The sequence below is a fragment of the Tahibacter aquaticus genome (genome assembly GCF_004363655.1).
GTDB classification, from domain to species: Bacteria; Pseudomonadota; Gammaproteobacteria; order Xanthomonadales; family Rhodanobacteraceae; genus Tahibacter; species Tahibacter aquaticus.
In genome coordinates, this window is sequence record NZ_SNZH01000033.1 from 1 (window position 1) to 22165 (window position 22165).

A 22165-nucleotide genomic window follows, 5' to 3' on the forward strand; every position below is an offset into this window, starting at 1 on the left:
AATCCCCTTTTCCTCGCTTTTCAGTGTGAGCTGGAAATCGAACAGCTGGGACAAGGCTTCGCGGCCTTGCAGGCTGTCGAAACGCAGCACTTGCGGGCCCAGGGGCGTGGTGACATTGAGGATTCGATTCATGGCGCATCCCTACGCTAGGCACGTTACGCAGCATCGAGGTCTCGACCATGCCACCATTCGGGCCTTTCACATGCGCTACCGTGCGGATAGCGGCGCGCAGGGCATCAGTCGACGATGCCACATTATCTATCGCGGGAATTTGTATCTTCCAGAGTACGGTGGCCTCTACACGCACCGTTGCAGCACCCTCGGAAGAAATTCCATAGACGTGATGGCATGGAAGCGTCAACGCCAAGGTCTGTCGCGGAATTTGTGCAGGGTTGCCTTACAGCCTGCCCTGCCTTGCGGACGCTGCTTTCTCGAACACGCCTTAGAAGCCACGCACGTCTTCAGCCCCCCAGGCCGCCGGGCAAGGCCAGAAAGAATTCCACCATGGCCGACGAAATATCCGGCCCCAGCGGATCGGCGAACAGGCCCGTGCCGCCGCCCGACCAGGCATGGCGTCCGCCATGGATGGTCCAGTGCTCGACCAGGCAGTCGCCGTCGCTGTCGCGATAGCGCGTCAATGAAAACGTGCGTCCTGCAGCGGTGCCTTCCTGCGGTTCGGCACTGAGCGGCGCGAATCGTGCCAGCGCATCGCGCACGATGATCGATGCATTGCTTGGGTGTACGGTGCGGTCCCTGTCGCCCTGTACGACGATGACCGGCAGCGCGCGCGGCGGCACGGCGGACGGCGTGGTTTTTGCGGCCAGACCATGCCGGCCGCGCATGGCGAGAAAGGCCGAGGTCGCGCCCTGCGCCGACTGGTACGGCATGCCGGCATAGACGCCGACGGCGCGAAACAGTTCGGCATAGGTTTCGCCCAGCACCACGGCCATGGCGCCACCGGCAGAAAAACCCGCCACGTAGACCCGCCGCGGCGCCAGTCTGTGTTGCCGCACCAGCTTGCGCGCCATGCCGGCAATCAGGGACGGCTCGCCGCTGCCGCGCTGCTGGTGCTGCGGATCGAACCAGTTCCAGCAGCGCTGCCGCTGCGCACGCACCGACTGCTCGGGATAGAGCACACAGAAACCGTGTTGCTCGGCCAAGGCATCCATGCGCGTGCAGGCGGCAAACCGCTCGGCATCCTGGGCGCAGCCATGCAGCAGTACCAGCAGCGCTGGCGGCAGCGCCAAGCCGCGCGCCGAAGCCGGCATGAAAAAACGGTAAGCGCGTGTTCCAGCGCGATTGCGAAATCGGCCGGTTTCCACGCCCGCGGCAGAAACCGCAGACGGGCTCGCCGAAGCCTGCTCCGGCTTTGTCGGCTTGCGCACCGGCATCGACCGCGCGGCGCGCACGCGCGGCGTCGTTGCAGCTGTCGTTTTTGCGCGTTTTCTTACGGCTTTTTTTGCAACTGCCGCCGCAGCCGCCGGCTTGCGCGTCTTCGCCGCCGCGGCACCGGCGCTGCGTGCGAGACGCAGTGCCGAGGTCATCGCCTTGGTCCACTGCTTGAACAGGCGCGAGCCGGAGGAACGACGGAGCATAAGGATTCCTGAAATCGCAAGCCGGCGCCGCGGCGGCGCAGGTGTCCATGCCCGAGGCAGCATGACCGGCAACAGGGACGGCAATGTGAAACGCTGCAAACCCGCGAAAACGCGTCGACTATCCACCGCTACTGCAGCATAGCAACGCCGATTGCGGCCCTGTCGCTCGCTGTGCGGCTATTCCGGCCTGCGCGAACGCCGCCGCTTTTTGCCACCCGCCCGCCTCAGCGCCGCAATGCGTTCGTAAATCGTCAGCCGCAGCCGGTTGATCGCCCCCAGCGGCCGATGCGACGGCGAGCAATGCCAGGGATTGAAGGCCATCGCTTCGCCGCGTGCGTCGCGTGCAGACGTGTCGAAGCGCTGGCGCGGAATGGTCAGCCGGGCGACGGACTGGAACGGCATTTCGTCTTCCGGCCACTCGGTCATCACGTCTTCGATGCTGTGCGCATGCGAGGCGCGCTGCTGCACGGCGAAATCCAGCACGATGGCGCGCTTGTCCAGAATCTCGCGCAAGCCGTCGCGCAGCGCGTCGGCGCCATCGCCCAGCGGCGGTATTGCCGCGGCGTCGTCCAGCAGGCGCACCGAGTATTTGATCGCCTGGCGTTTCGCTCCCTTGCCCCAGGTATACGGCACCGTAGACCAGAACCGCGTACGCGCCAGCGGCAGCAGCGGCTTGGCTGCAGTGGCCAGCACAATGGCACTGCCACGCACACCCAGCGCCAGCGGAATGAGCGCCTTGTCGACCAGGCTGGCACTGAGCGTGCGCCGCATGAAGGTGAGGTAGTCGGCCGGGTCGTTGATGAAGAACACCGGATGGTTGATCAGGATGAAATCCTGCGCCAGGGGATAGTCGGCATCGGCGCGGATGCGCTCGCCGTCAGGACCGAGCAGCTTGATCGCCATGCCGCGCGCGTCGCGGCGATGATCGTCGGCCGGCTCGGGCGCCGAATTCGAATAGCGCACCCAGGCATCGTAGACCGCGGCGGGCTGGAAGATGTCGGTATGCAGCGATGCCGGCAGGTCGGCGTTGATGCGGAACTTCGCCTTGAGGCAGCCATGCGCCTTGGGGTGTACGTCGCGGCGCAGCGGCCCTTCCGCATCGCGCCGGCGCACGAAGTCTTCGATCACTGCAGCGATGGACAGTGCAATCTCCTGCTCGCGCGGGTATTCCACTTCTCCCAATTGCATGTCCAGTGCCGCAGCTGCCGCAGCACTCTTGCGCCGCTTCGTCGCCATGTCGTGATCCTCGCTGGACGGTTGATACACCGGGCCGATCCTGCCTGCAGTGCTGTCGAGGCGGCGTAGGCGTCTGCGCTTGTAGCACGACGGTATGCCAGACGCGGAACCGCCGGGACAAACCCATACGTCGGAGCACTTGTACAGCCTGGTTGCGCCAAGGCTGCGCCGCCCTTCGCTGCCCGCCAGATCCATCGATAGCGCGGCAGCGGCGAACAGGCTGCTGTTTCCACCCGACGCGAGCAGCAGGGGAACGATCGAGCAAACGCGTCTGCCCAGCAACTCCAACGACCGAGGTAACCATGTGGCACCTGAAACTCGTTGTATGCATCGTCTACGATCTGTTCGATTTCACCCTGGGACGCCTGCTGTTTCCGGTTCCGTTTGCCGGCGAAATCGTCGGCTGCGCACTCTGCGCCGGCTTGTTCGGCACCAAGGGCATGTACTACGGCCTTGAAGCTTTCGATTTCACCGAAGTGTTCGACGGGTTCATTCCAACCGCAACCATCATCGCGATCATGAACAAGCCCGGATAGGCGAAGGCATTCGTCCGGGCGCGGCTGGCCGTTGCCCGGGCGACTGCAGCCAGCTCACGCGCTCTCCTGCCTCTGCATGGCAGGCGCCGGGAATCGGCGGACCGACGCCCGAGGTCCATGCCGGCCTGCGTGGATTTGCCACCAAGCAACTTTCCATCGAATTTATAAGTAGTTCGGCTGGCGAAGATGATCCGCTACTGGCTCGCGAGGACCGTGCAGCTCCCCCCACGGGCCGACGCACCGGCGCGGCCAGAAGGCGACGGCCATCACAACCGGCGCTGCAGTCTCCATCGTTCCACCTCGGTAACGTTCAACGCAGGCAGGCAGATTTTTTCCGCACGGGCCGGCGGCCATGGACCGCGGAATTGCAGCAGGCTGCAGCGAGGCGACGGAAAGGAATTCCCCAAGCGCGCAAAGTATCTTTGGCCACGTATCCGCGACGCGAGGCAACGCTCAGCGTTTGTCTGCCGCAGCCAGGCGAGCCAGCTGCGCGCGCAACGGCGAGTCGGCCACCAGGGCGGCATCGACTTCGTGCAGGATCTGCGCCGCCAGTTGCGCCGCGGCCGCGCGCGACGCGGTAGTGGCCTGCGCCGCCAGCACCTCGGCGCGGTCGAGCATGACCAGCCAGCTGCGCGGATCGTGTTCGCCCAGCAGCTGCCGGGTCAGCTGTTCGGCTTTCTGCAATGCCTGCAGCGCCAGCTCGGCCTGGCCCTGGCCGGCCTGGGCCAGGCCGAGCTGGCGTGCATAGGCGGCACGGTCCAGCGTGTCGAGCAGCTCGGCCTGGACCGCGATTTTCTGCAGCCGCGCCAGGGCACGGCCGGGCTGGCCGCTGCGCGATTCCCACTCGGCCATCGCGATATGCGACAGCAGTACTGGCGCGGCGTGTTCGTCGCTGGCGGCCAGCTTGTTGCGCAAGGCGGTGGACAGGCGCTGATGCGCGGCATCGAGCTTGCCGGCGGCGAGCAGCAGGTTGCCGAAATCGGTGCCGACCCGGTTCAAGGTCGCGTCGCTCGCTGGCCAGTTCTTTTCCATGATGGGCAAGGCTTGCGCATAGCTGCGTTCAGCCGCGGCAAAGTCGCCGCTGCGGCGCTGGGCGACGGCGAGGTTGTTCAGCAGCACGGCATAGGACACCGAATCGACACCCATTTTCCGCGCGCCGATTTCCAGCGCCTGGCGATACACAGGAATCGCGTCGCGGGCGCGGCCGGAGTTGTCGATGACACGGCCCAGCTGCGACAGGTGCCAGGCCATCTCGGCGCTGTCTTCGCCGTCGAGCTGACGAAAGCCGTCCATGGCCCGGCGCAGTGTCGCCTCGGCATCGTCGAAGCGCCGCATCAGGCCGTAGACCGTGCCCAGCGATTCCAGGTCGGCGTAGTACTCGCGGCTGTTCGGGCCTTTGAGTTTCAGGTCGATGTCGGCAATGCGCTGGAAATAGACTGCCGCCTGCGGATACTCGCCTTTGCTCTGGAAATGCAGGCCCAGTGCTTCGAGCAGATCGATGCTGCCGGCACCGCTGGGGTCCAGCGCTTCGTGCAAGGCCAGCGCACGCAGCAGCAGTGGCTGGGCCAGTGCGTGCTGGTGGTCGTCGGACAGCGTCCTGCCCAGCAATCCGACCGCGGCGGCAACAGCGGCGGAGCCGGGCGCCGCATGCCGCTCGGTCAGGGCCAATGCTTCGCGCGCATCGGCGACGGCGCCATCGCGGCCGAAACTGGCTCGCGACAACATGGCGCGCTTGGACAGCATGCCAGCCAGCACCAGGGGATCGTCCAGCGTACGCTGCAGCGCAATCGCCTTGTCGAAATGCGCGCGCGACTGCTCGGCATTGCCCAGCACGCGCTGCACGCCGGCCAGGGTCGCATACAGCTCGGCCTGGGTTGCCGGCTGGCCTTTCAGCTCGCTGTCGATGCGCTGCAGCGACTGCTCGACCAGCTTGGAGGTCGGAATTTCGCCGCTGCCGGCATCAGGATGGCTGCCATCGAAAACGGATACCAGAAATTCACTGATCTGGCGCGACGAAGCCTGCGCCTGCAGGGCGCGGTCGCGTTCGCGCAATGCCTGCTGCTCGGCCGCTTCGGCGCGGTCACGGTCGGCCACCACGCGCACGGTGAATGCAGCGATGGTGGCGGCGAAAACAGCGAAGGTCGCCACCCACGGCCAGCGCCGGCGCAGGAACTTGCGCGCACGATACAAGCCGGTCGCCGCCATGGCCTGCACCGGCTGGCGCTGCAGATAGCGGCCTATGTCCTGTGCCAGCGCATCGGCGCTGGCATAGCGCCGTGCCGGGTCGGCCGCCGTGGCTTTGACGGCGATGGCGCGCAACTCCTGGTCTGCCAGCGACGCGGGTTCGATGGCGGCATCGCCGGCCGCGGGCGCGGCCGGCGTATTCAGCAGCTCGACCAGCATGCGGCCCAGGCTGTAGATGTCGGTGGCGGTGGACACGCTGCCGCCGTCGCGCTGCTCGGGGCTGGCATAGCCGGGCGTAAACGCCTTGGTCGTCTGCGTGTCTGCGCCGTCCTCGTGGCCGAGCAGCCGGGCGATGCCGAAATCCAGCAGCATGGGCCGGCCGCTGGCATCGACCAGGATATTGGTCGGCTTCAGATCGCAATGCACGATCAGGCGCTGATGGGCAAAGCCGACCGCATCGCAGACGGTGCAGAGCAGGCGCAGGATGGCCGTAACGGAGGGCGCGACTTCGCGGCAATAGGCATCGATGGGCATGCCGTCGAGATATTCCATCACCAGGTAGGGCTGGCCCTGCGGCGTGGCGCCGCCGTCGAGCAGGCGCGCGATGTTCGGATGCGCCAGCCTGGCCAGGATCTGCCGCTCCCGCGCCAGATAGGCCAGCGCGGCGGGACTGGGCACGCCGCGCAGTACCTTGATCGCAGCAGTCTGTTCGAAATGCCCGTCGCTGCGCTGCGCGAGGTAGACGCTGCCCATGCCACCGTGACCGATGCGGCGCAGCAAGGTCCAGGCACCGAGTACGTCGCCGGGCTCGCATTCGTCGGCCGCCATGGCGCCGAGCAGGCCGAGGATGGGCCGGTCCATGTGCCGCGTCGTGGCCTGTTCGCGTTCCAGCAGCGCCTGCACGCTGGCCAGTGTCGCCTCGTCGGCACCCGAGGCAGCCAGCCGCGCCTGGCGCTGCGGCGCGGGCAGGTCGCAGACCTGCTCGAACAGAGCTCTTACACGGGCATAGCGCTCAACGTCCAAGTTCCAGTTCCTCGCGCAGCCAGGCGCGTGTGAAGCGCAGGTCTCGATCGACCGACGACAGCGAGACATGCAGCACTTCGGCGATCTGCTGGCGATCCAGTCCGGCGAAATAAGTCAGGTGCAACACCTCGCTGCCGCGTGCGTCGAGTACTTGCAGTTTCAGTAGTGCCTGGTCCAGCGCCAGCAGGTCGGCGGCCATCGACGGCTCGCCGTCCTCGATCAGCGACAGGCTCACGTGCTGCGGCTTCTCGCCGCGCTTGAGTGCGTGGCGCGAGCGTGCATGGTCGACCAGGGTCGAGCGGATAAACAGCGACATGCTGGCGTAGAAGTGCGCGCGGTTCTGCCAGTCGCGCGGCGCCTCGGCCACGCGCAGCAAGGCGTCGTGCAGCAGCTCGGTCGGGGTAAGGGTAAGTTCGCGGCCGTTCTGGCCCAGGCGCTGCGCCGCGATCTGCTTCAGCTGCGCATAGGCCAGGTGGATGATCTGCTGGAAGGCAGCGCCTTCGCCCTTTTGCCAGGACTGCAGCAGGTCGGTAAGCGCAGGCGGCCGCACGGGCGTCGACATAGATCGGGGCAGGCAGAAAGGTGTCGGCGGCAGTGTACGTGCTCGCAAGGCCGCTGCGCGATGCACGCCGGGCCGGCTGCCCTCGACCTTGGGCGTAGCTGCGGCGGCGGACGAAGACGCAGCCTCGCCGCCGCCGTGCTTCAGTCGAAACCGCTGCGGAACAGCACCACGGCATCGGGCCCGTCGGTCGCGGTGTTGTTGGCGGGGTTCGAGTCGATCACATTGCCGGGCGCGGTCACCGTCGCGGTATTGCTCAACCCCTGTTCCGGCAGCGCAGCCACGGTACCGCTGATCAGGAAGCTCACCGCCGCATTGGCCGGCAGGTCGACCAGTACGTCGATGCCACCGCTGCCGCCGGGCGGGCAGACACCGCCGCCCTGCGCGCTGCAGATCCAGCTCACCTCGCTCAGGCTGGCCACCGGCGTATTCACCACGCGGGCGGCGTTGACCACGCTGCTGCTGTGATTGACCACGTCGACCAGATAGCTGGTCGGCCTGCCGCCCTGTACATGGCTGGCGCCATTGCTGTTGGCGATGGACAGGTCGACCAGGGCGCGCGGCGTCAGGTTCAGGCTGTTCGATGCACTGCCCGCACCGACGTCGTTGATCGCATGCACCGCACATGTATACGTTGTGCCATCGACCAGGCCGGATACCAGCAGTGGCGAGTTGCTGCCGCCCGCGGTCAGCGGCCCCGGCGTGCAGCTGGCACCGTAACCCGTGACCGGCGCGCCGCCGTTGTGCGCCGGCGCGCTGAATACCAGCTGTGCCGAGCCCGCAACCGGCGCCGCGGCGATGAGCTGCGGTGCATCCGGCAGCGTCGCCGGCGTGACGCTGGCTGTCGCTGCCGATGCAGCGCCCGGCCCTATGCTGTTCGTGGCGACGACCGCACAGGTCACTGCGACACCGTTGCTCAAGCCGCTCACCAGCAGCGGCGGCGCAGCGGCGCTGGCACTGGCTGCGCCGCAATAGCCGGTATAGCTGACGATGGCATCGCCGCCGTTGCTCGCTGGCGGTGCGAAGTTCAGCGTCACCGCGGCATTCGCCCGCTGCGCCGTCAGCGCCGTCGGCGCACCCGGCACCGTAGCCGGTGTCGCCGTCACGGGCACAGGCAGGCCAGCGCCAGCGCAGCGCAGCCCTGCCACCGGTGCTGCGGGCGCAAGGCGGAAGAACGGTTCATGGCGTAGCCCCTTCGAAAGTGCCGCGGAAAATGCCTACGGCATCGGGGCCGTCGGTTGCTGTGTCGTTGGCGCTTTGCGGATCGGCAATGCTGTTCGGCGCGGTCACGCTGGCGCTGTTGCTGGCAGGTAGTTCCGGCAGCATCGGCACCGTCACGCTGAGCAGGAAACTCACGCTCGCGCCGGCAGGCAGATCGACCAGCGTGTCAATGCTGCCGTTGCCGCTGGCCGGGCAGCTGGCGCCGCCCTGCCCGGTGCAGATCCAGCTGGGCTGCTGCTCCACGGCGACGCTGTCGCGCACGCGCGCGCCGCTGACCGCGACGGCGCTGCTGTTGCTCACCCCGATCAGATAACTCGCCGAGGTGCCGCCTTGCAGATACACGCGGCCGTTGCTGTTGCTGATGGCCAGATCGGCGACGGCGCGCGGCGTCACAGCCAGTGCATTCGATGCGGCGCCGCTACCGATCTCGTTGCTTGCGCGAACGCTGCAACTGTAGACCGTGCCGTTGCCCAGGCCGCTGAAACTCAGCGGCGACTGCGCACCGCTCACGCTGTGCGTGCCCGGCGAGCAGCTGGCCGTATAGCCGCTGATGACCGCACCGTTGTTGCTGGCCGGTGCAGCGAACGCCAGCGTCGCAGCGCCGTCGGAACCCGTCGCTGTGAGCAGGTTCGGCGCACCCGGCACGCCGGCCGGCGTCACGCTGTTGGAGCCAGCCGAGGGCGGGCCGTTGCCCACTGCGTTGAAGGCAAACACGATGCAGCTCACCGGCACGCCGTTAGGCAGGCCGCTGACCACGATGGGCGAGGACGTGCCGGCCTGGCTGGCGACATCGCAGGCGGCCAGGTAGCTCGTGATCGGACTGCTGCCGTCGTGCGGCGGCGGCAGGAAGGCCACGCTGACCTCGCCGTCGCCGCGCGTGACGGTGACGCCGGTCGGCGCGCCAGGCACGGTCACCGGCGTTTCGGTATTGGTCTGCACCGCGCTGCTGTCGCCGACATCGTTGAAGGCAACGACACTGCAGGACACCGGCACGCCTTCGGGCAGATCGGCGATGGTGAACGGCGGCGCCGCGGCCGTGGCCTGGCGCGGGCCGCAGCTGGCGCGGTAGCCCAGGATGGGCGAGCCGCCATTGCCCAGCGGCAGCAGGAAATTCAGCGACAGGTTGAGCGCGTTGGCGGCAATGCTCGGCAGGCGCACCGGATCGGGCACCGTCGCCGGTGTGACGCTATTCGACCAGGCCGACGCCAAGCTTTCGCCGACCGCATTGATGGCGATGACCTTGCAGTTCGCCGACGTGCCGTTTGTCAGGCCGGTGACCACGAGCGGCGAGGCCATTCCTTCGTCGGAGCGATTGCCGCAGACCGCGCGATAAAGCGTGACCGGCGTGCCGCCGTCGCTGGCCCCGGGCGCGAACACGACGCTGATCTGCTGGTTGCCGCGCGTCGCCAGGCCAATCAGCGGTGCATCGGCCACGGTCGCCGGCGCGATGCTGTTGGACGGCACCGATGGCGGGCTGGTGCCGCGGGCATTGGTCGCGGTGACCGTACACGTCACCGCGACGCCGTTGGCCAGGCTGGTCACGATGATCGGCGACTGCGTGCCATTGGCCGTGCGCGGACCGCAGCTCGCCTGGAAGTTGCTCACGGCAAACCCGCCGTCGTCGCCGGGCACGAAGGAGACAAGGAGCTGGCGGTCGCCGCGCGCCGCTGTCACGCCGGCCGGAGCCTCCGGCGCGACGCCCGGCGTCACCGTGTTCGAGACGGCCGAGGCCGGCCCGTCGCCGATCACATTGGTCGCCAGCACCGTGCAATTGACCGGCGCGCCATTGGCCAGGCCGCCGACGAGGATGGGCGGGCCGGTGCCAAAAACGCTAGAAGTGGCACATGTTGCCTTGTAGCCAAGCACCGGCGCGCCGCCGTCGTAGCCCGGCGGCGTGAACGTCACGCTGACCTGGCCGCTGCCGGACGGCGCGATCGTCACGCCACCCGGCGAACCGGGCAGCACGGCCATCGGCGTGACACTGCCGGACGGCGCCGAAGCCGGGCCGTCGCCCAGCGAATTCCTTGCCACGACGGTGCAAGTCACGGCGACGCCGTTGTCGAGCCCCGTGACGAGCAGCGGCGATGCGGTGCCGGTCTTGCTCTGCGTGCCGCAGCTTGCGGTATAGCCCAGGATCGTACTGCCGCCGGTCAGCGCCGGCGCGACAAACACGACGCTGACCTGGCCGTTGCCCGCCGTGGCGACGACATCGGTCGGCGCACCGGGCAGGCTGGTCGCCGGCGGCGGGCCCTTGGCGACGAAATGGCCATTGGTCTGCGGATAGCGGCCGACCGGAATCGTGGCGATGTTGCTGAACGTCGCAGTGTCGATCACCGATACGCTGTTGCTCGAGTAATTGGTCACGTACAGCCGGCTGCCGTCGCCGTTGATGTCGATGCCACTGTCGCCGCTGCCGACACTGACCGAAACCATGTTGTCCCAGCGGCCAACCTGGATGCGCCAGACCAGGCCGCCGTTGACGGTGGTGTAGATGTAGGTGCCGTCCGGACTCATGACCAGATTCACCGGCGCCGTCGGCAAGGCATAGAAATTCGAGCCGCCGGCCAGGATGCTGTCCCAGATGCGCTTGTCGCCGTTGGCCGTGCTGTAGACATGGGCGCCGTCGGGCGAGGCGAACACGTCGACCGTGTTGAAGCCGGTAGCCATGCTGGCGATCTGCGTGTTCGCCGCGGTGTCGATCACGCGCACGGTCGAGCCGGTATTCGACGCGACATAGGCGCGCGTGCCGCTGCTGTTGAAGGCGATGGACGAAGGCCGCGACTGGCCGGTGACGCTGGCCACGACGGTATTCGTGGCGATGTCGATGCGTTTGAGCTGGCCGCCGTTGAAGCAGGCCACCCAGACCTGGGTACCACCCGGCATCGCCGCGACGTAGATCGGATTGGTGCAGACGTTGGCCAGCGTCGCTGTCACTGTGTGCGTGTGCGCATCGATCACGCTGACGCTGTTGTCGCCGAAGTTGGCGACGTAGACAAACGCATTGTCCGGCGTCGGAACGGCGGCATAGGGCCTGGTGCCGACAGGTACGGTCGCCACGACGGTGTTGCTGGCCGTGTCGATGACCGAGACCGTGTTGTCGTCCTGGTTGGTCACATAGGCGAACGGCGCGGCAGCGGCCGGCGCCGCCAGCACACCCACGAACAGCAGCGCCAGCCCTCGGCACAGCAACGGCACGATCCGCATGAAGATTTCCCCAGGTCCGGCCGGACTGGATCGGCCTTGAGGGGGCTTTACGTTTTTTGACCGGCGTGACTGTCACGCAAAAAAAATCCGGCTGCTGCCGCCGTCCGCAGCAGCAGCCGGTGCGCCGCAGGCCTAGCGGGCTATCGGATTGACCCAGCTCGCCGCATCCGGCACCAGCGGCTTCAGGCCAAAGTAAGTGGTCAGCACGATCTCGGCGGAACGCAGCGCGCCGTTGACCCAGCCCTGCTGGTCGGAGAACGCCTCGCCGCAGGTATACAGAGGAACTTTTTCATACGGCCGGGCCAGCTGCGCAATCACTTCGCGATCATCGGCGCCACGGCCCCACTGGTGGTAGGCGTAGCCGAAATATTCGCTGTCGCCCCAGCGCCGGTAGCTGGTCAGCACCGGCGCCGGCACGGTGAAGCTGGCAAACACCTCCTGCAGCTGGCGGCGCATCTCGTCGACCACGGCCTGCGACGCGGCGAACAGCACCTGCGGCACCTGGCCGTCGTAGTGCTGCTGCAGCGGCGAGGTGAATTTTGGCCCTATTTCCTGCAGTTCCTGCCAGAAATCGGCGTTGTTGAAATCGCAGTACAGGGTCAGCGCCGCGGGACCGCTGGCAGAGGTGCCGGCGATGGGATCGAACACGTAGAACGAATCGGCCGGCAGGTCGGTGAACGAGGGGCCGTCGCTGATCGGCGCGCGATTGGTGCTGCCGTCGCGCCACCAGGCGTTGTCGAAATACAGGTTGACCTTGCTCAGCACCATGCCGACGGCCGCATCGAGGTTGCGCTGCAGGCGCGCGTACGCTGCACCGTCTGCGACCAGCAAGGGCGATGCGGCGGCCAGCGGCTGGATCGCGTTCTTGGGCAGGGCGAGAATCACCTGTCTCGCCGTGATGCGGCCGTGCTGCGCCGGGCCCGGATACACGCCCGGTGTCGACTGCCATTGCGCGCAGATGCCCGCGTCGGCGGCAGCTTCCAGCGCGCCAATGCTCGCGCCGATGCTGATCGATACCTTGCCGCCGATCTGCGTCACCAGTGCGTCGATCAAGGTGCCGAAGCCCTGGTCGAAGGCGTGGAATTTCGGATCGCTGGGAAAATCCAGCAGGATCTGCAGCGCATCGCCGGCGTTGGAGCTGGAATGGAACGGTCCCGCAAAACCGAGCACGCTGCTCAGCATGGCAATGCATTCCTGCGAATAGCCGTAGCTGCGTAGCAGCGACCACAGGCCCCAGGCATTCAGCAAGGTGCCGTTGTAGCGGAAGGTATTGCGGAAACGCTGCCAGAACTGCGGTGTCGGACTGGCCGGCGGATCGCAGCGGTTCTGCGCCAGGATGGCGCGGTAGACGCTGTCGATCAGCTGGCCCGGGCTGAGCCCCTGCTCGCGCACGTCCAGCGTATACAGCTCGCTCCAGATCGCATTGCCGTTTTGCGCCGCTTCGCCGACGGTGAAACTGTGGCCGCGCACGTAGTAGCGATTGTTGTCGTTGCCCATGCCGAACGGCACGATCTTCGAATCCAGTTTCAGCCGGTGCGCCAGCTCGATCAATTCCTGCATCTGGAAATTGAAGCGCATGCCGCCTTCTTCATCCTTGGTCTCAACCGGCTTGCCGCTGTCGTCGACGATGATGACGTGATCGGTGTCCAGGCGTCCGCCGACGCGGCCGTCTTTCTCGACGATGGCAATGTTCAGCCCCGGCGTCTGCTGCAGCAGGCGATAAGCGCAGTACAGGCCGGACACACCACCGCCGACGATCAGCACATCGGTGTGTTCGGGCGGGCGGACGAAGGCGGACAGAGGCATGGCAACGGCTCCGTGATGCAGTCTGCAGGCGGGCATTGCGGTCGCGCATCGGCGCCGCAGTGCCCGTTCGTGCCGGCCACTGGCCGGCACGAACGATCAATGTGGAAATATGCTATTTGCCCTGGCGTATATCCAGCGCGACGGGCAGGCGGTGGGCCAGCAGGAAATCGACCACGGCCTGCTGGTCGGACGGACTCAGCTGGGTGAACGCGGCGATGACAGGATTGGCTTCGCTGCCGGGGCTGGAATGGAAGGCGATGGCTTCCTTCAGGGTGCGGGCACGGCCGTCGTGCAGCCAGGGGCCGGTGTCGGCCACGCCCCACAGCGGTCGCGTGAGGAACAGCGGTGGCGCGATGCTGATGCCGGTGACATCGGCGCCCTGCACGCCCACGTCCTGCAGACCGCTGCCCATGTTGTGCGTGCGCAGGTCGCTGAGCAAAGGCACGCTCACCGCCGCCCGCTCGTTGCGGGCAGGCAGGCGCGGATAGACGTAGGCCGGCGCGTCGCCGGGGCGGGTCAGGCCGATGCGCAGATCGCCGCTGTTCAGCGACGGAATCGGCACCTGGGCCAGCAGCGTGTTGACGGCCGCGGCGACATCGGCAGATTCGAACGCATCGGCCTTGAGCGCGCCGGCACTCTGTTGCGCAAGTATGGCCTCGACGCGCTTTTTCACCTGCTGCGTGACCGCATGGCGCGACGGCGGCTCGGGATTGATCAGCAGGGTTTCGCTGGGACAGCCGGCCGGCGAGGTGACGTCGGCCACGCCAGGATCTTCCACGACCAGCTCCGGCACCTGCAGGGTCAGGCTGGGGACGTGGCAGGTCGCGCACATGCTGCCGGCGAGCTTGCCGTCGAGATCCTTCGCCGCGCCTTCGAAAATCGCCTTGCCGCGTTCGAAGCGCTCCCTGCCGGGCTGGTCCTGCGGCACGACGACGTAGGGCGGACGCGTCATCGCCACGAACGCGGTCAGCGCGGTGACATTGCCCAGGCTCATCTCATCGATCATGCCGTCGCGATCGCAGTCGATATGGCCGACTTTCTCCACCGCCTGCATGCTGAGGTGGAAATCCAGCGCATCGCGCACGAAGTGGCGCACGCTGGAGGCAATGCCCTTCCACTGGAACGGACGCACGATCAGGTCCGAGGCGACGCCGGTGACCTTGCTGGTGTCTTCGCTGCATTGGCCGTTTTCGGCGCAGGTCGTGGCATAGACACCGAAGGCGAGGCCCTTGGCGCGCAGCGGCGTGCTCAGGGTCACGCTGCGGTGCTCGGCCTTGGCCAGGGCAATGGCCGCACGGGTGATGATTTCGCGCTGCAGCGCCAGCTCGGTCGACATCTCGCCGGCGACCGACTGGGCATAGCCAGTGCCGAACACGTGCGGTGGATTGCGGATGAGATAGGTCAGCTGCCAGGGGAAGTTCGGATTGATGAAGGCATTGCTGGCCAGACCGGCCGAACCGCCGACCGGACTGGGTTTGCGCAGCAGTGCCTTGGTCGAATAGTCCGGCGGCACGTAGCTGCCGATGGTGTTGTGGCATTCGTAGCAGCTCTGCGAGTCCAGCCCGTTCACGCGCAGGAACGGGAAGTTCGGCCAGGCATTCGGATACAGCGCCTGGCGCTGGCGCGCGCGCGGACCTTCCTGGCCTTCGCCGTGGCCGTCTTCGGGCGTGAATGGCGTGGTGTGGAAATCGCCGCCCGATTCGAGAATCTTGCGCATCGGATACTCGTGAATCCTGGCCTGGTCGATGCTGACCGCCGGCGTGATGGCCGGCTGCTGGGCCACCGCTGTCGCGGCGGCGAGAACGGCAAGCCCCCCGAACACAGACGCGCAACGCGCCTTCGAACTATCGGTGCGACGCATGACTTCCCCTTGGCTGGATACGGCAATCTGGCTCGCGCCGCGAGTAGCTTTTTTCAATAAGAAAAAAAGCCGCGCATCGACCGGCGATCACTCTGTAGAGTCGCACACAAAGCAAGCGCAGCGCGGCGGAAAAACCTATCAGGCCGGAATCGGCGCGCGCGGCGGCAGCCTGCGCCGCCAGCCAGCAGGTGTGGCGGCCAGGGCGAAGCGGCGTCCTGCCCCTTAGATCCCTGCGGGTGGCGTGCAGGCCGTGGCCGGATATTGCGCCGCCGGTGGACAAGGCTATCGTTCCGCCCACTTTTCCCGCCGCAGGAGCCGCCCCCATGCCTGGACCTTTCCGCCTGAACTACATCGAAGCCGCCGCCCGCTGGTTCGGCCATCGCTTCGAAGATCTGGATCATTCGGTACGCCGGGCACTGGCACTCGCCTCCGACGGCCGCAGCATCGTGGCCGACCCGAACCTGCGCCTGGATGCACAAGCCACTTTCGGCGAACGCATGGCCGACCGGGTCGCACGCTTCGGTGGCTCGTGGACGTTTATCGGCCTGTTCGCGCTGATGCTGGTGGGCTGGAGCGTGCTCAACACCGAACTGCTGGGCCAGACCGCGTTCGATCCCTACCCCTACGTCTTCCTGAATCTGATTCTGTCGATGCTGGCTGCCGTGCAGGCGCCGCTGATCATGATGAGCCAGAACCGCCAGGCGGAAAAAGACCGGCAGATGGCGGGCTTCGACTACGAAGTGAACGTCAAGGCCGAAGTGGAGATCATGGCCTTGCACGAGAAGATGGATGCCATGCGCAACGAGCAGCTGCTTACGCTGCTGGCGCAACAGCAGGCGCAGATCGACCTGCTGACCCGGCTGGTCACCGGGCAGGCCACGATTACCAAAGCGTAAGGTAAAACAAGCGCCAGGCCGATGCGGCATGGATAGGTGGAAAATACCGCATGCCTGTTCCTGCCCACGGTGTTCTGGACCGATTCGTTCCTGCTCACCGGATTCTGGCCGTTCGGACTGGATATTCCGCCGGTCGGCTACGAATAGGCGCGCTATGGACCCGACGCGGCAGGCCCCTGCACTCCACTGCCGCGGTGACTTCGATACAGATCGAGCGTCAACGCCTGTCCGTCGTGCGACAGCAAGGTTGCCGCCGCCTCTGCAGCACCGGCTGCAGACTCGGCGATGCGCTCGAACATCGCCATCTCGTATTCCGCCACCGCCGCTGTCCATTGCGGGTGCTCGGCCAGCAGCCGGGCGAGTTCAGCGGCGTCGCACATTGCATTGTTGACGCCGTCGCCACCGAACGGCGACATCACATGCGCGGCATCGCCGATCAGCGTGAGACCGGGACGATTCGTCCAGTGGTGCCCCACGGGCAAGGCGTGAATCGGCCGTTCGGCAAAACTGTCGTTGCAGGCACGGAAAAGATCGAGGATTTCGTCGGCAAATCCTGCGAACTCCTCCACCAGCGCCGAACGCACCGACGCGGGACGGTCAAAATCGAAACGCCGCTGTACCCATCCCAGCGGCACACGAAAGATCGCATAGCCACGGATATGCGCATTGCCATTGCGCTGGGCAATGATGCATTTGCCGTCGGCCTCGACACTCATCTTGCCGCGCCCGACCAGGTGCGAAAGCGCCGGGTGGCGGCGGTCGACATCGTCGATGCCGAATTCGACGAAGCACAGACCGCTGTGCTGCGGCAGGTACGGCGAAAGCAAAGGCCGCACGCGCGACCAGGTACCGTCGGCGCCAACGACCAGATCGAACGGACCTTCCACGCCGTCGTCGAAAGCCAGCTTCCAGCGCCCGTCGCCGTTCGGCTGCAGCGCGCGCAATGCGCGCCCCCAACGAACGGTGTTGGCCGGCAGATGCTCCAGCAGCAGGCCGCGCAAGGCCGTGCGATCGACTTCCGGACGGCTGCCGCTGCAGTCCGCATCCTCGAACAATAGCCTGCCCGCCTTGTCGAGCAGGCGCGTGCCTTGGTCTTCGTACCGGGCTATCTCGCCAAAGGCCTGTGCCAGACCCGCCCGCTCCAGTGCGAGCAGGCCAGTGCCTTCGTGCAGGTCCAAGGTGCCGCCCTGCGGACGCTGCAACGCGTGCGCCTCGCGTTCGAACACTGTCGCGGCAAAGCCGTTCACCCGCAGAAGTCGTGCCAGCGTCAGGCCACCCGGCCCGCCGCCGACTATGGCAATACGCAGCGGCTTGTTCATGCGTCGTCTCCATAGCACTATATAGGTGCCTATCCATGCAGAATACATAGCTACCTATATATGTCAACCACGACTGCGCCCAACGCCGCACCCAACCCCCTGCGCATGATCGGCCAGGCAAACCGCACCTTTGCGCGACTGGTCGATGCGCCACTGCGCGAGCTCGGCTTCGCCTTCGGGCAGCTTCCCGTGCTGGTATCGCTGAAGAAGCGCGGCGCGCTGTCGCAAGCCGAGCTGGCGCGCATTGCCCAGGTCGAGCAGCCCAGCATGGCGCAGCTGCTGAACCGGATGGAACGTGATGGCCTGGTGCGACGGATAGCAGATCCGGCAGACGCACGCAGCCGCCTGATCTCGCTTACCGACCAGGCCTTGCAGCGCCTGCCACAGGCCAAGGCCGTCATGGATGCGGCCAGCCGCAAGGCGCTGAGCGGATTCAGCAAACCGGAGCGTGAGCAATTGGACGAGCTGCTGTCGCGAGTCACCGCCAATCTCGACGACGCGCTTGCCGCCCTGCGAGACTGAAAATGGCCGGCTACGGCTGATGGGCCGGATTCATCGGCACCAGTGGCGCCAAGACCAGGCGCCCGCTGCAGTCGGCGGCGATGCGGAAATCGCTGAAATTCGCCCGCGAGACACGCCCGCTGCCGGCCGCCTCCTCGTCGAAGCGTGCGCGCCTGCTGCTGTCGCCGGCCCGTTCGCCGTCGCGGCGAAAATCGAATTCGTCGCTGGCGCGGTGTCTACGCGCGCACCGTCGCGGCAAGAAGACCAGCACCGAACAGCGTCCAGTCGTTCAGCACGTGAGCGCCGGTGGACACCCACAGATTGCGCGAAAGCAAATAGCCCAGGCTGAGTACCAGGCGCGCGGTGCCGATGACGACGAGGCACTGCATCAGGTTCCACCCGTAAGTCGGCAGGTGAACCAATGCGAAGGGAACCGCAGATACGACCCACGCCAACACGACGGACGTCCGCCGCCCCAGCGTCCATCGCGTGTGCAACCACCATAAGCAGGCCAGAAAAGGCAGGATCGTGAGCAGTTCCTCCCCCAGCAACTGCGGCAGCATGGCGGCAAAGCGCATGGCGCGCGCTGTCGCGCCGGCATCGGCCAGCGACTGAGCCGCGGGGTTGGCCGAAACCTGATGATGGCTGGCGAACAGCAGCCCGACTCCTACGGTTACAGCGAGATTGAGCGCGGCAATGCCGATCATCTGCAGCACCTCCCTGCCGCGCACCGGTCCGAACAATGCCGTCCACGCGCGCCCGGCAACAGCGGCCAGCGCGCCCAAGGGGACCAGGCAGAACAGCAGCGCCGGCAACCACATCCCCCAAGCGCCCGGCGGCCGGGTCCAGGGTGCTACCAGCAGGCAGAACGCAAGAACCACGCCCGCCAGCACGCACAGCCATTGCCTTCCGGACAACGGCACGGGCTCGCCCGTGTAGAAAGGGAAGTCGCTACGGCGATCGGGGGAATCCGGCGGGCTCATGGGCAATCCTGTGGAACGAGTCGGAGCATCGGAGCATCACCCTTGCAATGTGGCACAGGCCATCGTTTCCTCATCGTCCACGTACCGGCGGAGCAGCCATGGATTTTCTGAAGATTCTCAAGTCGTTCGAGGAGTTCGTCTACGAAGCGTCGACCTGGCTGGTGCTTCTGCCGCGAACTCTGCTGCAGATTCTGTTGTTCCCCAGCCGGATGAGCGACTACGCCGCAGGCCAGCTGGCGTCCCAGAGCCACACACGGTTCAGCGAAGCCCTCAGCCCGCCGTTGCTGCTGATCCTCTGCATACTGATCGCGCACTTCGTCGACCTGGGCCTGCGCAATCCGGCGCCCGTCGCCGATGGCTCGCTGGCCAAGGCTGTGCTGGCGTCCGAGCAAAACCTCCTGCTCTATCGGGCGATTGCGTTCGGCGTGTGGTCACTGGCCGGCGCGGTCTATTTGCTGGTGCGTACCGGCCAGCCCGTCGACCGGGAAAGCCTGCGCACGCCCTTCTACGAGCAGTGCTATCTGGTTTCGCCCTTTGCCCTGATCGTGTCGGTGGCCGTGACCCTCATTGCGCTGCGCGAGCCCTGGGCGCTGCTCTCCGCCAGCGCCGCAATGCTGCTCTCGGTAGGCTGGTTCTGGCTGGCGCAGGCTGCGTGGATGCGGCGGCGCGCCAGGCTCAATGTCTGGCGCAGCCTCGCCGCCGCTACCGTGGTGCTAGTAGTGGGTTCACTGATCAACGCGAGCGTCGGCCATGTGCTCACTGGAGCGGCGAATTCACGCGCATCCGTAGCAGCCTCCGCCGACCCAGCATGAATAGCGCGCGCCAGAAGGCTTATCGAGGACAAGCAGTACCGCGAAGCGGATGGCGCCGGAGCCTGCCTACCGGGTAGCCAGCGCCGCCAGTTCCGCTATCCGCTCGTGCGCTGCCGCGGCTTCCACTTGCTCGGAATAGCGTCCGTGAGGGTTGCCCTATCCGGACGCAGGCGCACGGTGAAACGCACCCACCAGGCACCACCAGCCTCCGGCCTGCACCAGCTTTTTCTTGATCTCCGCCGGCACGCGGTTGGACCGGTCCATGGCCGAATGCCGAAGGCGTTTCCACGCGATTTTGATCGTCCCGTCGATCAGGCTGGCGATCGCCATTTCCGCCAGACCCGCCTCCGGCCGCGCCAGGCGCGCCAGCGAATCGGTAGCGCCGTCCACGCCCACAGCCTTGACCTTCCCGCAGCCTTGCACGCCTTTCCGGTGGTCAATGCAACCCTGCAGCGCCAAACCCACCGTAGCCTCCCGGGCTTCCTGGGCAACCTTGGCCACCTGCAAAACCCGGCGGGGGGCTGCTTGCGAGCCGTCCGAGAACCGATACGGTGTGTGGCCAGGGTTCGGTTCGAGCACGGTCTTGCCGAGCGAATCCAACACGGGGCGCTTGCCGACATCGAGTCCCGCAGCTGACCTTGCGACAGGCGATACTAATGGTCTTGGGTTGCGGCATCGTGCACCCGAGAGTCCACGACCGGGCGATTGCGCCACGTAGACGCGATCCGTCGGCATACACACGGTTGCGCTCGCGACGTCATGGGTACCGTTGGACACGCCGCGAACCTCAAAAACCGAACCTATTGAACGCAACTTCATTGATCATGGCGAATCAGAAAAACACACAGCCAGTTGTTTCCAAAGATAAATCTTCGGAAAAAGCCAACCACGGCGAACACACGCCGCTGATGCGCCAGTAACAGCGTAGGTCTTGAAATCGCGATTTTCTAGCGAGTTTCATGCATTTTTATCAGTGACGACCGCGATACTAACTCCTGTGGACACCGGCATGGACACAGTTCCGATAACCGTTGACAGCTTCATTGCAGCCCTCGATCGCTGTGGACACAGACAGGCAGCGGGCGTGCTTTTGAGTAGCGACGCCCGCTCCTGAGCAGTCAGTCTTCGTCCGGCATCAGAATGGTGGCGACGCATTCGCCCCGATCCCCCGGCCCGAGCATCAGCGCCAACCTGGTCAGCTTAGGGCGGCGACCGCCCCGCGGCACAACCCGCACCTCGAACTCGACCCGCCCGGTGTCGCCTCGGCGGGCCGCAGCTCGGGCCGCCAGCGCCGCCATCCACAGCACATCCCAAAGCCGGCCGTCCTCGTCCTGCGGCGCTCTCTCTTCCGAGCTCCAGCTGACGCACGTTGCCCAGACTCGGGCGGTGAGCGCCACGGGTACCGTGAAGCCGGCTTCCTGCGCCATCGCACCGGCGTCCATCAGCACACCGTCGTCGAGGGCCTCGCGGCGGGTGTAGGTATGGATGACGTCGTCGTTGGTGAACATGCACTGCTCCTTCCTTCGTGGTCCGGTCCCCGGGCATCGGGGTTCCGATGACCCGGATGGGAACCACCCGCCCGGAGGGAGGCGCGGTCAGGGGAGCGGCGGCGGAACGCCGGCGCAGGCACACGGCTGGCGCGGGCTGGAGCGACCGAAGGGAGCGACGACTCGGGCCGAGGGCCGGCCCTTGACCGGAGAAGCCGAGCGTGAGGGCTGCCGTGGCTGGAGGCCTTCCAGCTTGGGAGGACTTTTCTTAAAGCGTGGCCAACGCCGCCAACTCGGTCGTCCGCTTGTGCGCCGCCTGAGCCTCCACGCGCTCGGAATACCGGTCGGTCAGGGTTGCGGCATGCGGCCGCAGGAGCACGGTGAAGCGCACCAGTTCCTCCATCACCTCCACGATGCGCTCGCAATATGCTCGCCCCGTCTCACTGGACGACATCGAGAGCGGGATCTCACAGAAACTGCGGGTTCACAATGCGCTGGCTGCTGCCCGCGCGGCACGCTCACCAGCGCCGGCCGCAAAGATCGACGGTGTAATACGGACAGCGGTCCTCTCCTCAACGAGTCAACCTGCAACCGATTGAAGCCAGCGCCGCGGCGCGCGCCTCACACGCTCGACGCCCGCTTTCCGATGGCAGAACTCTCGCGCGTTCGTCGTTTAGTCCAACAGGCGCCGTGCTTCCCGTTCGGACATGGCCTCCACCAGTCGGACATCCACCGGGGTTTTTATATGAATCGTTTGCCGTTGTTATCACTACTGTTGCTGCTGGCACCGGCCGCGGGTGCTGTTGAACTCGTCGTGGATGGCGGTTTCGAACAAGGCCTCGCCGCGCCGTCGTGGGGTCAACAATCCACCAACTTCGGCTCGCCCCACTGCCATTTGGGCATTTGCAGAGGTGTCGGGCCGCGCACCGGTACCTTTTGGCT

Annotated in this window: 20 protein-coding genes; 6 read left to right on the forward strand and 14 right to left on the reverse strand. The window is 66.3% G+C overall.

The features are described from left to right. Positions 1-461 precede the first annotated feature (461 nt). Both DFR29_RS28080 and DFR29_RS28085 read right to left on the reverse strand, forming a co-directional pair. Positions 462-1595, reverse strand: coding sequence for an extracellular catalytic domain type 1 short-chain-length polyhydroxyalkanoate depolymerase (locus tag DFR29_RS28080; RefSeq protein ID WP_166654408.1), 1134 nt, complete (start codon positions 1593-1595; stop codon positions 462-464). 177 nt (positions 1596-1772) lie between these two features. Next, positions 1773-2831: a catalase gene (locus tag DFR29_RS28085; protein WP_166654409.1), complete on the reverse strand. Its 1059-nt coding sequence runs from the start codon at positions 2829-2831 to the stop codon at positions 1773-1775. 302 nt (positions 2832-3133) lie between these two features. On the opposite strand from DFR29_RS28085, the gene DFR29_RS28090 reads away from it, so the two are divergent. Further along, entirely contained in the window at positions 3134-3367 is a 234-nt protein-coding gene (locus DFR29_RS28090; protein WP_133821963.1) for a hypothetical protein, read from the forward strand. Positions 3368-3820: 453 nt separating this feature from the next. Here DFR29_RS28090 and DFR29_RS28095 read toward each other — a convergent pair whose 3' ends face one another. The 6 genes from DFR29_RS28095 to DFR29_RS28120 form a co-directional block, all read right to left on the reverse strand. Next, on the reverse strand, positions 3821-6574 hold the full coding sequence (locus DFR29_RS28095) for a serine/threonine-protein kinase (protein ID WP_133821964.1): 2754 nt from the start codon (positions 6572-6574) through the stop codon (positions 3821-3823). After that, a complete protein-coding gene (locus DFR29_RS29535) occupies positions 6564-7136 on the reverse strand; it encodes an ECF-type sigma factor (RefSeq protein WP_166654410.1) in 573 nt (190 codons plus the stop codon). The genes DFR29_RS28095 and DFR29_RS29535 overlap by 11 nt, the downstream gene beginning before the upstream one ends. Positions 7137-7276: 140 nt before the next feature. After that, positions 7277-8239 carry a DUF11 domain-containing protein gene (locus DFR29_RS29540; RefSeq protein ID WP_166654411.1) on the reverse strand — a complete coding sequence of 321 codons (963 nt, stop codon included), beginning with the start codon at positions 8237-8239 and terminating at the stop codon, positions 7277-7279. A gap of 73 nt (positions 8240-8312) precedes the next feature. Beyond that, a complete protein-coding gene (locus DFR29_RS28110) occupies positions 8313-11558 on the reverse strand; it encodes a fibronectin type III domain-containing protein (protein WP_133821967.1) in 3246 nt (1081 codons plus the stop codon). A 132-nt stretch (positions 11559-11690) separates the two neighbouring features. After that, positions 11691-13364 (reverse strand): flavin monoamine oxidase family protein, encoded by a 1674-nt coding sequence (locus DFR29_RS28115; RefSeq protein ID WP_166654412.1) that lies wholly within the window; start codon positions 13362-13364, stop codon positions 11691-11693. A gap of 112 nt (positions 13365-13476) precedes the next feature. Continuing rightward, the gene (locus DFR29_RS28120; protein WP_133821969.1) at positions 13477-15225 is read right to left on the reverse strand and encodes a di-heme oxidoredictase family protein; all 1749 of its coding nucleotides are present in this window, start codon (positions 15223-15225) and stop codon (positions 13477-13479) included. Here DFR29_RS28120 and DFR29_RS28125 point away from each other — a divergent pair. Both DFR29_RS28125 and DFR29_RS28130 read left to right on the forward strand, forming a co-directional pair. Next, positions 15224-15451, forward strand: a complete 228-nt coding sequence (locus DFR29_RS28125; RefSeq protein ID WP_133821970.1) for a hypothetical protein — start codon at positions 15224-15226, stop codon at positions 15449-15451. The genes DFR29_RS28120 and DFR29_RS28125 overlap by 2 nt on opposite strands. A 97-nt stretch (positions 15452-15548) precedes the next feature. After that, a complete protein-coding gene (locus tag DFR29_RS28130; RefSeq protein WP_133821971.1) occupies positions 15549-16121 on the forward strand; it encodes a DUF1003 domain-containing protein in 573 nt (190 codons plus the stop codon). A gap of 152 nt (positions 16122-16273) precedes the next feature. Here the strand turns inward: DFR29_RS28130 and DFR29_RS28135 are convergent, their stop codons facing one another. Next, positions 16274-17440: an FAD-dependent oxidoreductase gene (locus DFR29_RS28135; protein WP_133821972.1), complete on the reverse strand. Its 1167-nt coding sequence runs from the start codon at positions 17438-17440 to the stop codon at positions 16274-16276. Between the two features lie 60 nt (positions 17441-17500). On the opposite strand from DFR29_RS28135, the gene DFR29_RS28140 reads away from it, so the two are divergent. Beyond that, on the forward strand, positions 17501-17962 hold the full coding sequence (locus DFR29_RS28140) for a MarR family winged helix-turn-helix transcriptional regulator (protein ID WP_133821973.1): 462 nt from the start codon (positions 17501-17503) through the stop codon (positions 17960-17962). A 10-nt stretch (positions 17963-17972) separates the two neighbouring features. Here the strand turns inward: DFR29_RS28140 and DFR29_RS28145 are convergent, their stop codons facing one another. Both DFR29_RS28145 and DFR29_RS28150 read right to left on the reverse strand, forming a co-directional pair. Beyond that, entirely contained in the window at positions 17973-18200 is a 228-nt protein-coding gene (locus DFR29_RS28145; protein WP_166654407.1) for a hypothetical protein, read from the reverse strand. Then, on the reverse strand, positions 18178-18924 hold the full coding sequence (locus DFR29_RS28150; RefSeq protein ID WP_133821975.1) for a CPBP family intramembrane glutamic endopeptidase: 747 nt from the start codon (positions 18922-18924) through the stop codon (positions 18178-18180). The genes DFR29_RS28145 and DFR29_RS28150 overlap by 23 nt, the downstream gene beginning before the upstream one ends. Positions 18925-19022: 98 nt before the next feature. Here DFR29_RS28150 and DFR29_RS28155 point away from each other — a divergent pair, with 98 nt between their 5' ends. Further along, entirely contained in the window at positions 19023-19736 is a 714-nt protein-coding gene (locus DFR29_RS28155) for a hypothetical protein (RefSeq protein WP_133821976.1), read from the forward strand. A gap of 156 nt (positions 19737-19892) precedes the next feature. Here DFR29_RS28155 and DFR29_RS28160 read toward each other — a convergent pair whose 3' ends face one another. From DFR29_RS28160 to DFR29_RS28170, 3 genes are all read right to left on the reverse strand, one after another. Next, complete coding sequence (locus tag DFR29_RS28160) at positions 19893-20339, reverse strand: hypothetical protein (RefSeq protein WP_133821977.1); 447 nt, start codon at positions 20337-20339, stop codon at positions 19893-19895. 515 nt (positions 20340-20854) lie between these two features. Beyond that, the gene (locus DFR29_RS28165) at positions 20855-21244 is read right to left on the reverse strand and encodes a DUF6573 family protein (protein WP_133821978.1); all 390 of its coding nucleotides are present in this window, start codon (positions 21242-21244) and stop codon (positions 20855-20857) included. Positions 21245-21491: 247 nt separating this feature from the next. Next, entirely contained in the window at positions 21492-21635 is a 144-nt protein-coding gene (locus DFR29_RS28170; RefSeq protein ID WP_425598902.1) for a hypothetical protein, read from the reverse strand. A 333-nt stretch (positions 21636-21968) separates the two neighbouring features. Here DFR29_RS28170 and DFR29_RS29835 point away from each other — a divergent pair. Continuing rightward, positions 21969-22165 (forward strand): hypothetical protein (locus DFR29_RS29835; RefSeq protein WP_208113761.1); only part of this gene is annotated, 197 nt, incomplete at its 3' end.

Bases quoted from the DNA above. Each gene is read 5' to 3' on its own strand.
- DFR29_RS28080 (WP_166654408.1), bottom strand. From the start codon at position 1,595: ATGCTCCGTCGTTCCTCCGGCTCGCGCCTGTTCAAGCAGTGGACCAAG.
- DFR29_RS28085 (WP_166654409.1), bottom strand. From the start codon at position 2,831: ATGGCGACGAAGCGGCGCAAGAGTGCTGCGGCAGCTGCGGCACTGGAC.
- DFR29_RS28090 (WP_133821963.1), top strand. From the start codon at position 3,134: ATGTGGCACCTGAAACTCGTTGTATGCATCGTCTACGATCTGTTCGAT.
- DFR29_RS29535 (WP_166654410.1), bottom strand. From the start codon at position 7,136: ATGTCGACGCCCGTGCGGCCGCCTGCGCTTACCGACCTGCTGCAGTCC.
- DFR29_RS28110 (WP_133821967.1), bottom strand. From the start codon at position 11,558: ATGCGGATCGTGCCGTTGCTGTGCCGAGGGCTGGCGCTGCTGTTCGTG.
- DFR29_RS28115 (WP_166654412.1), bottom strand. From the start codon at position 13,364: ATGCCTCTGTCCGCCTTCGTCCGCCCGCCCGAACACACCGATGTGCTG.
- DFR29_RS28125 (WP_133821970.1), top strand. From the start codon at position 15,224: ATGACTTCCCCTTGGCTGGATACGGCAATCTGGCTCGCGCCGCGAGTA.
- DFR29_RS28120 (WP_133821969.1), bottom strand. From the start codon at position 15,225: ATGCGTCGCACCGATAGTTCGAAGGCGCGTTGCGCGTCTGTGTTCGGG.
- DFR29_RS28130 (WP_133821971.1), top strand. From the start codon at position 15,549: ATGCCTGGACCTTTCCGCCTGAACTACATCGAAGCCGCCGCCCGCTGG.
- DFR29_RS28135 (WP_133821972.1), bottom strand. From the start codon at position 17,440: ATGAACAAGCCGCTGCGTATTGCCATAGTCGGCGGCGGGCCGGGTGGC.
- DFR29_RS28140 (WP_133821973.1), top strand. From the start codon at position 17,501: ATGTCAACCACGACTGCGCCCAACGCCGCACCCAACCCCCTGCGCATG.
- DFR29_RS28150 (WP_133821975.1), bottom strand. From the start codon at position 18,924: ATGAGCCCGCCGGATTCCCCCGATCGCCGTAGCGACTTCCCTTTCTAC.
- DFR29_RS28155 (WP_133821976.1), top strand. From the start codon at position 19,023: ATGGATTTTCTGAAGATTCTCAAGTCGTTCGAGGAGTTCGTCTACGAA.
- DFR29_RS28165 (WP_133821978.1), bottom strand. From the start codon at position 21,244: ATGTTCACCAACGACGACGTCATCCATACCTACACCCGCCGCGAGGCC.